Origin of the sequence: Agrobacterium sp. AGB01 (assembly GCF_014851585.1) — a bacterium.
Lineage (GTDB): Bacteria > Pseudomonadota > Alphaproteobacteria > Rhizobiales > Rhizobiaceae > Agrobacterium.
Genome location: NZ_JACVAB010000004.1, coordinates 407,245 through 420,522, shown reverse-complemented (window position 1 = coordinate 420,522; position 13,278 = coordinate 407,245). Strand labels below are relative to the sequence as shown.

9 protein-coding genes and 1 pseudogene are annotated in these 13,278 nt (G+C 55.0%); 8 read left to right on the top strand and 2 right to left on the bottom strand.

The window, feature by feature from the left end; translation table 11 throughout:
• Positions 1-287: 287 nt before the first annotated feature.
• Positions 288-1,358 (bottom strand): LacI family DNA-binding transcriptional regulator, encoded by a 1,071-nt coding sequence (locus IB237_RS16730; protein ID WP_192489810.1) that lies wholly within the window; start codon positions 1,356-1,358, stop codon positions 288-290.
• Positions 1,359-1,572: 214 nt separating this feature from the next.
• Here IB237_RS16730 and IB237_RS16725 point away from each other — a divergent pair, with 214 nt between their 5' ends.
• The 7 genes from IB237_RS16725 (at position 1,573) to IB237_RS16695 (ending at position 10,193) form a co-directional block, all read left to right on the top strand.
• The gene (locus IB237_RS16725; RefSeq protein WP_371815339.1) at positions 1,573-3,882 is read left to right on the top strand and encodes a family 78 glycoside hydrolase catalytic domain; all 2,310 of its coding nucleotides are present in this window, start codon (positions 1,573-1,575) and stop codon (positions 3,880-3,882) included.
• 59 nt (positions 3,883-3,941) lie between these two features.
• Positions 3,942-5,234, top strand: a complete 1,293-nt coding sequence (locus tag IB237_RS16720) for an ABC transporter substrate-binding protein (protein WP_371815338.1) — start codon at positions 3,942-3,944, stop codon at positions 5,232-5,234.
• A gap of 40 nt (positions 5,235-5,274) precedes the next feature.
• A complete protein-coding gene (locus tag IB237_RS16715) occupies positions 5,275-6,558 on the top strand; it encodes an ABC transporter substrate-binding protein (RefSeq protein ID WP_192489808.1) in 1,284 nt (427 codons plus the stop codon).
• A 65-nt stretch (positions 6,559-6,623) separates the two neighbouring features.
• A complete protein-coding gene (locus tag IB237_RS16710; protein ID WP_192489807.1) occupies positions 6,624-7,511 on the top strand; it encodes a carbohydrate ABC transporter permease in 888 nt (295 codons plus the stop codon).
• Positions 7,508-8,335 carry a carbohydrate ABC transporter permease gene (locus IB237_RS16705; RefSeq protein WP_192489806.1) on the top strand — a complete coding sequence of 276 codons (828 nt, stop codon included), beginning with the start codon at positions 7,508-7,510 and terminating at the stop codon, positions 8,333-8,335. Before IB237_RS16710 ends, IB237_RS16705 begins: the two co-directional genes overlap by 4 nt.
• Before the next feature lie 4 nt (positions 8,336-8,339).
• Positions 8,340-9,428, top strand: coding sequence for an ABC transporter ATP-binding protein (locus IB237_RS16700; RefSeq protein ID WP_192489805.1), 1,089 nt, complete (start codon positions 8,340-8,342; stop codon positions 9,426-9,428).
• Between the two features lie 273 nt (positions 9,429-9,701).
• The gene (locus IB237_RS16695) at positions 9,702-10,193 is read left to right on the top strand and encodes a GAF domain-containing protein (protein ID WP_192489804.1); all 492 of its coding nucleotides are present in this window, start codon (positions 9,702-9,704) and stop codon (positions 10,191-10,193) included.
• Between the two features lie 16 nt (positions 10,194-10,209).
• Here the strand turns inward: IB237_RS16695 and IB237_RS16690 are convergent.
• Positions 10,210-10,419 (bottom strand): annotated as a pseudogene (locus IB237_RS16690) (molybdopterin-binding protein).
• A gap of 165 nt (positions 10,420-10,584) precedes the next feature.
• Here IB237_RS16690 and ligD point away from each other — a divergent pair.
• Positions 10,585-13,254 carry a DNA ligase D gene (ligD, locus tag IB237_RS16685; RefSeq protein ID WP_192489803.1) on the top strand — a complete coding sequence of 890 codons (2,670 nt, stop codon included), beginning with the start codon at positions 10,585-10,587 and terminating at the stop codon, positions 13,252-13,254.
• Positions 13,255-13,278 lie beyond the last annotated feature (24 nt).

Genomic DNA, 13,278 nt, shown 5'->3' with positions numbered 1-13,278 from the left:
ATTCTAGACAAGCCACTGAAAAACTATAACTTTTTTATTCGTGACAATTGTTACGATATGTAACGATACGCAAGAGAAAGCGTGTCGGCGCAGCCACAGAGAATGTTCTAATATTGGCCTGCAGGGCGGTAAATGAGGTGCAACCGCGCTTCACCAGCTGATTTATAAAGCCGGTGCGCTCAATGATTCGCAACGGGACAATCGCAAAAATGAGGCCGGTATTGGCGCGGTAAAAAAGCGAGTTAAGCCGTCGCTGATGAAAGCGCTCCAGATATCTGAGAGTACTGTCAAACTGTATCTTTGGGCGAGGTGGAGGGTGTGGAACTTTCCCGTACAACGATACGCGGTGTTACAACAAAGTGCTCCGCTGTATTCCGCCCGTTGATGCGTTCGATCAACAGTCGCGTTGCCTGAAGGCCAAGCTGTTCTCCTGATTGGTCGATGCTGGTCAGTCTGTTCTGAGCAAAGTCACAAAACATCGTGTTATCATAACCAACCACGGCAAGGTCCTCAGGGATCGACAGGCCAAGCTCTCTGGCGACGCTGATGACGCCCAAAGCGATGAGGTCGGTCCAACAGAAGATGGCGTCGGGGCGCTGTGAAGCGGTCAACATGCGGCGTGCGGTCAGTTGCACGTCGCGAAGCGTCTGCGAGGAGTGCACGATGTTGATATATTTTCCAAGGCCGGCTTCCATCATACCGCGGCGGTATCCAACCTCTCGTTGTGTCAGAATGGTGGAGGTGCTGGAAATAAGGCTGAGCATCGCGATCTTGCGATAACCGTTGGCGGCCAGATGCTTGACGACAATCATCGCACCTTGCTGATCGTGATTGTTGACAGTGTCAAAACCCTGAGCCTCCGGGTCATGATGTCCGATGGCGACGAGAGGCTTGCGTATTGCGATATTGTTCAGATTCTCCCGGTCTTCAGTCGAACCGATCATCAACAGGCCGTCCATCTGGCGGTCGATCATCGATTCCACCATCGCCAGTTCCGTTTCGATCGACGAATGGCTGATGCCGATCATCGCCCGATATTGCGTGCGCTCAAGTGCAGTGTTCACGCCGGTCATGATGTCGGCAAAAAACGGATTTCTGATATCGGGCAGCAGCAAACCGATCGTGTAGGTCTGTCCACGCATGCCGCGTGCGGCTGCAAGTGGCCGATATCCAAGCTTGTTCATCGATGCCCGCACATTGGCGCGCAACGCGTCGGATACACCATAGGCATCGCGCAGGACTTTTGAAACTGCGGCCACAGAAACACCAGCGTCTTCAGCGACTTCCCGGATTGTTACCCGGCCGCCACGTGTTCCTTTTTCACCCACAAATGTACCTTTCAATCCTGCCGTCTGCATGCCTCATAAAAGCCTTTCAACAGGCTGGGGCAATGTCATTTCACTCTATCGGAACAAATTGGGTTGCCAAACGGAAAAAAGTGTAGAACGATATACGTAGAACATTCTACATGAATGATTGCAGCTGAATTTGAGGGAGGACGGCATGCACGACAAAGTGTCAACGCACGCCCGGAGAGACAATTCAATCACCAATTACGCGTGGACAGCGCCAATGGTGCGACCACTCGCGGATAAGGGAGAGGGAACGCCTGCCTCCTTCCTGCAGAAGAGTTTTGTTTTGGAAAGTAAGACCGGGAAAGAGGTTCTTCGCATCAGCGCCCTTGGGCTGTACCGGGCCTTCATCAATGGTCAACGTGTTGGCAACGACCTGCTGACTCCGGGTTGGACAACCTACGACAAGCGTCTGTCTTACCAGACCTATGAGGTCAGCGAACTGCTGGTGGCTGGCGAAAACACCATCACCATCTGGCTGGCAGATGGCTGGCTGCGTTCGCCGCTGATGTGGGGCAAACATCGCTTGACCAACACCTGGGGTAGCCAGATCGCGGCGATTGCCGAGTTGCGAGCTGGCGAGGGTGATGCCGGTCTGCTGCTTTCCACTGATGCATCCTGGCAGAGTGGCACTTTGCCGGTTGTCAAATCGGGTATCTATTTCGGCGAGGAATTTGATGCGCGCGTTCAGCCGAAAGTGACATCTGGCTCCGAGGTTGTGGCGTTCGACCCATCAATCCTTGTGGCACATGAAACCACGCCGGTGCGTGAAATGGCGCCGCTTGCGCCGCTCAAAAGTTGGACGGATGCGGAAGGTCGCACCGTCCATGATTTTGGCCAGAATGTTGGCGGCTATGTTGCCTATACGGTTACCGGCGATGCGGGCGAAAGTGTACGTGTCGAGCATGCAGAAGTGCTGGACAAGGACGGCAATTTCTACAACGTGAACTACCGCACGGCGGAATCTCACACCATTTACACGCTGGCTGGCAAGGGCGCTGAACAATACCGGCCGCACTTTACCTTCCACGGTTTCCGTTATGCCCGCATCACGACAACCGGTAATGCCAAGATCTCAGACGTTCACTCTGTTCCTATCAGTTCGGTTACCGAGCAGAAGGCCAGCTTCACCTCTGGCAATACGCTGGTGAACAGGCTGGTTCTCAACACTGTGTGGAGCCAGCGTGGCAACTTCATCGAAGTGCCAACTGATTGCCCACAACGTGATGAACGCCTCGGCTGGACGGGGGATGCCCAGGTCTTCGCAGGCACTGCGCTCTATCTGGCGGATGCCCATGATTTCCTTGCCAAATATGTACGCGATATCATGGCGGACCAGCGTGAAGACGGTTCTGTGCCGCATGTGGTGCCGGATCCGACACGCCAGCAGCCAGAGTTTTATCCGGGCTTTTATGGTTCAACCGGCTGGGGTGATGCCATTGCTGTTATTCCGTGGCAGCTCTACCTCCATTATGGCGACAAGGACATTCTTGCCGAGGCATTGCCAGCGATGATCCGCTGGGTCGATTTTGTCTGGTCAATCAGCGATGGTCCGATTGTTTCGCCGCCACGTCAGTGGGGTGCCCGGGGCTTTTCGTTTGGTGACTGGCTACAGCCATCCGGCCCTTCCGCAAAACCGCTGCCAACGATTGGCGACGACGCCGCAGCAACGCTCTATCTCTACATTACAGCAAATCTGGTGTCGCAAATCGCGTCCATAACCGGTGATGCTGCCGCGGCACAACGGCTCGCTGATATGGCAGCTCAGGTCAAGACTGCCTTCCAGCGCGAGTTCATCACCACCTCCGGCCGACTGGCCTATGATGACCAGACGTCCTATGCGCTGGCGATCGTTCATGACCTTATTCCAGACGAGCATCTGGAAGCGGCCAAGGGCTATTTCAAGGCGACGATTGCTCGTTCCGAGGGACGTATCGGTACAGGTTTCATCGGCACGCCTGCGCTGTTGCCAGCTTTGCTGAAGATTGGCGAGGTGGGACTGGCTGCGGATGTGTTCCTGCAGGAAAACGTGCCAGGTTGGCTCTATCAGGTAAAGATGGGCGCAACCACGATCTGGGAGCGGTGGGATGCGGTCCAGGCGGATGGCACGATCTATAACCCGCAGATGAACTCGTACAATCACTATGCCTACGGCGCTGTTTGCCAGTGGTTGTTTGAGGCTGTTGCCGGCTTCCGCCCGGATGCGGCCGAGCCCGGGTTTGCCACCATTGTCTTTGAACCAACCATCATTCCAGACCTGTCTCCGGTTCAGGCAAGCCACCAGTCTCCACGCGGTCTGATCTCTGCCGGATGGTCCGTTAACAGCAATACTGCGCTTTATGAGGTTGAAGTGCCGCAGGGTGCACGCGGCGTGTTGAAACTTGCCGATGATTACACCGACGTGACCGTTGACGGCGCCACCTTTACCGGTCGCGATCTGGGGCCGGGCAAACATTCCATCAGCTTTAAATTCATTCCGCCGGTGCGGGCGGTCAAAGAGGACTTCATGATTAACGCCCGTACGCCGTAAAGCGGAGGGCAAATGCGTCAGCAGGCCTGCGGAGGGGTGGGCCAACAGGGAGGAAACCAATGCTGAAGACCCATAGAAGACATGCCTTGATTGGTTTTGCTGCCGGTCTATTGACCATGACGGTGCTGTCCGGCCCCGTCATGGCAAAGAGCACGGTGACCATGCTCATCGACAACGGCCCGAATACCGTGGCTCTGGCGGAAGCATTGGTGAAGGCATTTGAGCTGAAGAACCCGGATATCAGCATTGATATCGAAACGCGGCCCGGTGGCGGTGAAGGCGACAACATCGTCAAGACCCGGCTAGCGACCGGGCAGATGACGGATATTTTCTATTATAACTCAGGATCGCTGCTACAGGCGCTGGCCCCGCAGCAGACCTTGATGGATTTGAGCCAGGAACCGTTTATGGAAAACGTTTCTGACAGCTTCAAACAGGTTGTAAGTGTTGGAGATGCTGTCTTTGGCGTGCCGATCAGTCCGGCGGAAGCCGGGGGTATTTTCTATAATCGTGATATTTACGCGGAACTTGGTCTTAATGTGCCCAAAACATGGGCCGAATTCATGGCCAACAATGAGAAGATCAAGGCCGCTGGCAAGACGGCGCTTATCCAGACATATGGTGACCCTTGGACCAGCCAGCTTTTTGTTCTCGCTGACTTTTTCAACGTGCAGAAGGCGGTACCCGATTTTGCAGCGCAATTTACCGCAGGCGTTGCCAAATTTGCCAAAACACCTGCAGCAACACAAAGCTTTGACAGGCTGAAGCAGGTTCATGATGCCGATATCATGAACGAAGATTTTGGTGCGGCGACCTACAATGACGGCCTGCGTATGCTGGTCAACGGCGAGGGCGCTCATTATCCGATGCTGACCTTTGCCATCCCGGCCCTTTCAGACAATTACCCTGAACTGCTCGACAAGGTGGGATTTTTTGCCCAGCCGGGCGATGACGCAGCCAATAATGGTTTGACCACCTGGATGCCGGGCGGATTCTACATTCCCCAGACATCCGCAAATCCTGACCTTGCCAAACAGTTCATGGCCTTTGTCGCCAGCACCGAGGGCTGCAAGGTTCTGGAAGATACCGTTGGTATCAACGGTCCCTTCCTGATCAAGGGTTGCGAGCTGCCGGAAAAGGTGGCGCCAGTAGTTGCTGACTTGCTGCCATATTTTGCCGAGGGCGGCCAGAACGCACCCGCACTGGAATTCCTCTCCCCCGTCAAAGGCCCGATCCTCGAACAGCTCACTGTCGAGGTCGGCTCAGGCATTCGCGAGCCAGCGGATGCCGCCGCTCGATATGACGAAGATGCGCGCAAACAGGCACAGCAGCTGGGCCTTCCGGGCTGGTGAGCCGATACCATAAAATACAGTCCAACATGGAAAGCAGGACATGACAAAACGCAAAACTGCCCTGGCGGCTTTTGCAGCTGGCCTTTTCACCCTGACTGCGCTTTCCAGCGCAGCCTTGGCAAAAACCAACCTGACCATTCTGGTGGATAATGCCTCGCATACGATTGCCATTTCCGAAGCTTTGGCAACGGCCTTTCAGGAGAAAAATCCTGATGTCGCGATAGACATCGAAGCGCGCCCCGGTGGCGGGGAAGGCGACAACATCGTAAAGACCCGGCTGGCAACCGGCCAGATGACCGACATTTTCTGGTACAATACCGGTTCGCTGCTGCAGGCATTGGCACCGGAGCAGACACTTGTCGATCTCAGTGCCGAACCGTTCATGGATAATGTCGCTGACAGCTTCAAACAGGTGGTGACGGCAGGCAGTGGTGTTTACGGCGTGCCAACCCGTCCCGCTGAAGCCGGTGGCATATTCTACAACCGCAAGATCTACGAAAAACTTGGCCTGTCGGTTCCGACGAGCTGGGCAGAATTCATGAGCAACAACCAGAAGATCAAGGAAGCGGGTATCCCCGCCGTTATCCAGACCTATGGTGAACCCTGGACAAGCCAGGTGTTGCTATTGGCTGACTTTTACAATGTGCAGAAGCAGGTGCCGGACTTTGCCGAACACTATACGGCAGGGACGGCGAAATTTGCCTCCACCCCTGCTGCCGTGCGCGGTTTCGAATATCTCAAGGAAGTCTCCGACGGCGGATTCTTCAACGAAGATTTTGGCGCTGCGCGCTACGAAGACGGTCTGCGTATGATCGCCGAGGGCGAGGGCGCCCACTACCCCATGATCACCTTTGCCATCCCGGCACTTTCTGATGGTTATCCTGACCAGATCAATGATGTTGGCTTTTTCGCATTGCCCGCCGCCAAGGCGGAAGATACCGGCCTAACCGTGTGGATGCCGGCTGGTTTCTACATTTCCAAGACATCGGCCAATATCGATGTTGCCAAGCAGTTCCTCGCCTTCGTTGCAAGTCCGGAAGGATGTGCAGCGCAAAGCAAGGCCGTGGCGATCAACGGCCCTTATCTGATCAAGGGATGCACGCTGCCTGACAATGTCGTGCAGTCGGTGACCGACCTTCTGCCCTATTTCGAAAACGGCAAAAATGCCCCGGCGCTGGAGTTTCTCTCGCCGATCAAGGGGCCGATCCTCGAGCAGCTGACGGTGGAAGTTGGCACCGGTATTCGCCAGCCTGCCGATGCTGCAGCACTTTATGATGAAGATGTCCGCAAGCAAGCGCAGCAGCTTGGTCTGTCCGGCAGATAAATGCCGATAATCCGGTGGCTTCGGCAGGTTTGCCCGAGGCCACCGCCTTTGTCTCTGGAGCCCTCATGGTCGCATCTGCTGTTTCAACCCTGACCACACGTCGGTCGTCCTATCCCGGCTGGTTTTACCTGCCGGCGGCGGTCATCTACGGCGTGCTGTTTCTTCTGCCGACATTTGCATCTTTCTACTTCAGTCTGACACGCTGGAGCCTGTTCAGTTCGAGCTTTATCGGTTTTGAAAACTTCATTCAGTTCTTCCGTGAACCCTTTCTCATTCAAGGCCTCGTCAACACCATCATCTATGCGGTGATCACCTCAGGTCTCAAGGTTGTCATCGGAATGTTGCTGGCGGTGATGCTGACCAGCCAGATCATGGCGCGTGGACTGTTGCGGTCCCTGGTGTTTTTCCCCGTGCTGGTGTCAACCATCGGTGTCGGCATTACCTTCACTGTTCTGATGCACCCCACGCAGGGGGCAATCAATGAAGGTCTGGCGCTGTTGGGAATAAAAGGTCCTGGCTGGCTGACAGACCCCAAGCTGGCATTGTTCTCAGTTGCGCTTGTTGATGTCTGGAAGGGCGTGGGTCTTGCAACTGTGATCTATATTGCCGGTATCGTCGCCATTCCAAAAGACTACTACGAGGCGGCGCGCATCGATGGCGGCACCAAGCTGCAGAACTTTTTCTACATCACCCTGCCGCTTAGTCGTCCCGCGACGGCAACCGTCATCACGCTGTCCTTCATCGGCGGACTTCGAACGTTCGATCTGATTTGGGCAATGACAAAGGGCGGACCGGGCTTTGCTTCCGATACCATCGCCTCGGTGATCTATAAACAATACCAGTCAGGCTTTTTCGGGCTGTCGACGGCGGGCAATGTGGTGCTGTTTATCCTGATTGCCATCCTTGTTGTTCCGATCACAATCTTCCTCAATCGCAGGGAGGGACACCAGTGAAATCCCGCGCTTCCACCATTGGCGGCATTGCTGCTCTTCTCATCTCCTTCGTCGTTTTTGTCATCCCATTTGCGTTTATTGTGCTGATGGCATTCAAGGACAGGCGACAGGCCAATATGCTGGATTTCTCCTGGCCATCAGGGTTTCACCTCTGGGACAATCTGGTCACGGTGATCACCACACGAAACTGGATGCTGGTGACCGCATTCATCAACTCCACCATCCTTACCGTTACCAGCGTGACGCTGCTTGTCGTGTTCGGCGCTATGGTCGGTTTCGTCCTGGCGCGTCGCAAAACCCGCTGGAACCCGTTGGTGGAGTTCCTGATCCTTGCCGGATTGATGATCCCACCTGCGGTGGTACCAACCATCTGGCTGCTGCAGGGTTTGAAACTATTCGGTACGCTGCATGGCATGGTGCTGATTGAGGTCGCCTATAACCTGCCTTTCACCATCATCCTCTACCGCGCCTTCATTGCGACCATTCCGCGCGATCTGGATGAGGCAGCGATCATTGACGGTGCGCGGCCGCTGGATGTGTTTTTCCGAGTGATCCTGCCGCTGTTATGGCCAGTGACGGTGACCAATATCGTGGTGCAGTCGGTTGGTATCTTCAATGACTTCACCAACCCGCTTTATTACCTGCCGGGCAACGCCAATGCGACGGTTCAGCTGACGCTCTACAATTTCCAGAGCCAGTTCAACACGTCCTACAATCTCCTCTTCACCAACATCGCGCTGATTACCATTCCGCCTTTGGTCGTCTTCCTGTTTTTCAACCGTCAGATTGTGGCAGGCATGACCGCCGGCGCAGTCAAAGGATAATTTCATGGCTGGTCTTTCTCTCAAATCCATCCACAAGCGTTACGGCGAACTGCCCGTCATCAAGGGTGTGGACTTGTCCATCAAGCATGGTGAGTTTGTCGTTTTCGTTGGCCCGTCCGGCTGCGGAAAATCCACCCTGTTGCGCATGATTGCCGGTCTTGAAGACATCAGCTCGGGCGAACTGCATATCGGCGACAAGCTATGTAATGATGTCGAACCGCGTGACCGCGGAATTGCCATGGTGTTTCAGTCCTACGCGCTCTATCCGCATATGAGTGTCTATGACAATGTCGGTTTCGGCCTCAAGCTGGCCAGAACTCCCAAGGATGAGCGCGACCGCAAAATCCGTGAAGCTGCACGCATCCTGAAGATGGAACACCTGCTGGATCGCAAACCGGGCCAGCTGTCAGGCGGCCAGCGCCAGCGTGTTGCGATTGGTCGTGCAATCGTGCGCCAGCCGGAGGTGTTTCTGTTCGACGAGCCGCTTTCCAACCTCGATGCGGCACTGCGTGTCGATATGCGGATGGAAATTTCCAAGCTCCACAAGGAGCTTGGCGCGACCATGATCTATGTCACGCACGATCAGGTCGAGGCGATGACACTGGCTGACAAGATCGTCGTGCTGGACGCGGGTGTCGTGCAGCAGGTTGGATCGCCGATGGAACTTTATCAGCGGCCCGCCAATCTCTTTGTTGCCGGCTTCATTGGCTCACCGAAGATGAACTTCGTGCCGGTTCATGTCGACAAAGTAGAGGGCAGCCGGGTTACGGTCAGCGGACAGGACGTCGTCAAGCTGACGGTTGAAGCTGACGCACGCTCAGTCAAGCCCGGTGATCAGCTGACGCTCGGCATTCGTCCACATGACCTTGCTCCAGCCTCCGACGGTTCCATTGTTGGCCGGATCGGTCTGGTTGAGCGGCTTGGCAATGAGACGATCGTCAGCCTGGAATTGCCGTCTGGTGCACTCTGGCTAGCGGTGCTGGACGGCGACCAGCCTCTCAATCGCGGGGAGAGCCTGGCGCTGAGTGCTAACCCGACCAAGGCCGTGGTTTTTGATAGCGCTGGCAAGTCGCTGCTGGCAGATGTCGGTTAGGTGAATCGCAGTTCGCGTAGCGTTCTCCAGATCAGGAAACACCGGTCTTGTATGCCGGTGTTTCTATTTTTGGGAGGGTAAGGTTCAATCAGGACACAATCGGCATGATCAATTCTGAAGAGCTAGCGTTTGCCTTGACGAAACACCATTTATCAATTTGAAACCGGATAGACCATTGTTCAAGGCGATTGGGCCGGCGCAAAGAGGCGACGTCGAAACTGGTGATGTCATCCATTGCCAGAAGGCTTGAAAACTACCGACAGGACAAATGTGATGTTTACGACCAAGACGATTGAGAACGCCGACAAGGCGTCGTTCTACCGGGATCTGAACAGTCAGTTGGAAGGGCTTCTGCATGGCGAGCGCGATTTCATCGCCAACGCAGCCAATGTTTCAGCTCTAGTTTTTGGTCTCGTACCGGATCTGAACTGGGCTGGGTTCTATTTCCTGAAACAGCAGGACGAACTGGTTCTCGGTCCCTTTCAGGGCAAGGTTGCCTGCGTGCGTATTCCGGTTGGCAAGGGTGTTTGCGGCACCGCAGTTGCCGACGCCAAGACACAGCTTGTGCCTGACGTCCATGCTTTTCCAGGTCATATTGCGTGCGATGCGAATTCGCGTTCGGAACTGGTGGTGCCGCTGGTCAAGGATGGGCGCATTCTCGGTGTGCTTGACCTTGATAGTCCGCTGCCGGGTCGCTTCGACCTGGAGGATCAGGCAGGCTTTGAGACAGTTGCCGCACTCTATGTCGCGGCAAGTGATTTCTGATCTTTCAGCTTTGGCTTCAATCTACCGCGACCATGACGTCTGATGCCTTTACAACGGCATAGGCTTCGCCGCCAACCATCAGACCCTATTCGTCGACAGCGACATTTGTGATGGATGATGTCGTAACAACGCCATTGCCGATATCAATGCGCACATGTGCGGTCGTCGCGCCCTTGGTTACTTCGACGATTTTGCCCTTCATGGTATTGCGTGCGCTGATCTTCATGGATTTTCTCCTGCTTTACCTGAACCCAGTCGTAACTGTTGCGGAATGAGAAACGGAAGCGGAGTTTTTTACACAGCAGTCTCGCCGCAGGAACAAACGCCCGGTGAAAGCAGTTGATCCCACGGTCTGAAGCATGTCTTCGGGCGGATTGTTGCGGGTGCGTCCATGACCAGAGATAAGCTTTCTATCTATAAGCAGAAGCGCGATTTTAAGGTAACGAAGGAACCGAGCGGGTCAGGCCAGCTGGGTAAGTCCAATCGCCTGCGTTTTGTTATCCAGAAACATGATGCGACCCGGCTGCATTATGATCTGCGACTGGAATTGGATGGGGTTTTCAAATCCTGGGCGGTCACTAGAGGTCCCTCGCTTGATCCGCATGACAAGCGTCTGGCGGTCGAGGTGGAGGACCATCCCCTTGATTATGGTGACTTCGAGGGCACCATTCCCAAAAAACAATATGGTGGCGGCACTGTCATGTTGTGGGATCGAGGCTACTGGGAGCCGGAAGGCGATATGACAGCCGAAGAGGCTTTGAAAAAGGGCGACCTTAAATTCACGCTGGAGGGTGACCGTCTGCATGGCAGTTTTGTGTTGGTTCGCATGCGTCATGATCGCAACGGCGGCAAACGCACCAATTGGCTGCTTATCAAGCACAATGATGACTTTTCGGTTGAGGAGGACGGCGCCGCCGTTCTCGACAATAACATGACCTCGGTCGCCTCCGGCCGTTCCATGGAAACAATCGCATCCGGCAAGGGCAGGAAACCCAAACCATTCATGATGAAGAGTGGCGATATCGAAGCCGATGCTGTCTGGGACAGCAGTAACGGCCTTGCCGCAGACAAACGAAAGTCAGCATCTGTTGGTCGAAAGGCTGGCTCTCAGAAAACGGGCCATCAAGAGTCGAGCCGTCAGAATTCAAAAATCCCGGCTTTTGTGCCGCCACAACTGTGCCAGACACTGACGCGGCCGCCGGCGGGCAAAGGCTGGTTGCACGAGATCAAGTTCGACGGTTACCGCATTCAAATGCGCATTGAAGATGGTGAGGTAATCTTGAAGACCCGCAAGGGTCTCAACTGGACAGAGAAGTTTAGTGCCATTGCCAAGGCCGCATCCGGTCTTGCAGACGGTATCATCGATGGGGAAATCTGCGCCCTTGATGATCACGGCGCACCGGATTTCGCGGCGCTGCAGGCGGCACTATCGGACGAGCAGACCGGTGCTCTTGTCTACTTTGCGTTTGATCTGTTGTTTGACGGCAAGGAGGACATTCGCAACCTGCCACTTACCGAGCGTAAACAACGGTTGGAAACTCTGCTTGATGAGGCCGATGCTGACACACGCTTGCGTTATGTCGAGCATTTTGAAACCGGTGGCGATGCGGTTCTGCGATCCGCCTGCCGTCTTTCGCTTGAAGGTATCGTGTCGAAAAAAAGCGACGCTCCCTATCGTTCCGGGCGGACTAACAGTTGGGCGAAATCCAAATGCCGTGCTGGCCATGAAGTTGTGATTGGCGCCTATGCCAAGACCAATGGGAAATTCCGCTCCCTGCTGGTCGGTGTCAATCGTGGCGATCATTTTGTTTATGTCGGCCGGGTGGGCACGGGTTACAGCGCCAAGGTTGTGCAAGAAATTTTGCCGAAATTGCGGGAAATGGAGACGTCAAAGTCGCCCTTTACCGGTGTTGGCGCACCGAAACAAAGCGCTGATATCGTTTGGCTAAAGCCAGAACTTGTCGCGGAAATCGAGTTTGCCGGATGGACTGCCGACGGGCAGGTGCGGCAGGCTGCCTTCAAGGGACTGCGGGAAGACAAACCCGCGGCAGATGTAGAGGTCGAGATGCCTGCAAATCCGGAAAAATCCGATGTGCCTGAACCACAAAAGGGCAAATCAGCCCGGGTGGTCAAAGGTAAAAAGGCGGAGGTCATGGGTGTGATGATCTCACATCCAGACAAACCGCTGTGGCTGGATGCGGGAGATGGCGAACCGGTAAACAAACTGGCGCTTGCGCAGTATTACCAGTCTGTCGGTCCGTGGATGATTGGCCATCTCAAGGGACGCCCATGTTCGATATTGCGGACACCTGATGGTATTGGTGACGAGCAGTTTTTCCAGCGCCATGCCATGCGCGGCACATCCAATCTGCTGGAACTTGTCACGATCAGTGGTGACAAGCAGCCTTATCTGCAAATTGACCGCGTTGAGGGACTGATTGCGATTGCGCAAATCGGTGGCACGGAACTGCATCCGTGGAACTGTGATCCTGGTCGTATCGAAGTACCCGGCCGACTGGTGTTCGACCTTGATCCTGGGCCGGGGGTAGAATTTTCCGCAATCGTTGCTGCGGCGAGAGAAATTCGCGATCGGATGGAGGAGGTGGGGCTGATCGGTTTTTGCAAGACGACCGGAGGCAAGGGCCTGCATGTCGTGACGCCGCTTGCTGCGCCCAAAAGCTCTGGGCCGGACTGGGACGATGCCAAGGCCTTTGCCCGTAATCTTTGCGAACAAATGGCCAGCGATAGCCCGGAGCTATATCTGACCAAGATGGCCAAAAAACAACGGGATGGCCGCATTTTTCTGGATTACCTGCGCAATGACCGCATGGCGACAGCAGTGGCACCGCTATCTCCACGCGCTAGGCCGGGAGCGACGGTTTCCATGCCTCTGACATGGGCTCAGGTAAAATCCGATCTGGATCCCAAACGTTTCACCATCCGCACAGTGCCCGACCTGTTGCAGAAGACCTCTGCCTGGCAGGATTATTGTGACAGCGAACGTTCACTTGCACAGGCCATAAAACGTCTGGCGAAGATCAAGGCCATATCTCCGGAGTGAGATGTGGATCGGTCGGTACATTAT